Origin of the sequence: Lactobacillus delbrueckii subsp. delbrueckii DSM 20074 = JCM 1012 (assembly GCF_001433875.1) — a bacterium.
Taxonomy (GTDB): domain Bacteria; phylum Bacillota; class Bacilli; order Lactobacillales; family Lactobacillaceae; genus Lactobacillus; species Lactobacillus delbrueckii.
Genome location: NZ_AZCR01000047.1, coordinates 1 through 202, shown reverse-complemented (window position 1 = coordinate 202; position 202 = coordinate 1). Strand labels below are relative to the sequence as shown.

Here is a 202-nt window from a genome sequence, read left to right as displayed (position 1 = left end):
GTCACTTGACGCAAGTTGGTACTTTGAAAACTGAACAAAGTTTCGCAGTGTGCGGGTCAAACATTGTTTGATCCAAACAAACAAGCGAAGTCAATTCGCAAGCAAATAATCTGGAGCAGATTAAAAAGACTCAATTTTCAAATTGAGAGTTTGATCCTGGCTCAGGACGAACGCTGGCGGCGTGCCTAATACATGCAAGTCG

1 rRNA gene is annotated in these 202 nt (G+C 43.1%); it reads left to right on the top strand.

What is annotated here, in order from left to right:
* Positions 1-138 precede the first annotated feature (138 nt).
* A 16S ribosomal RNA gene (locus FD23_RS06515) occupies positions 139-202 on the top strand; the annotation flags it as partial.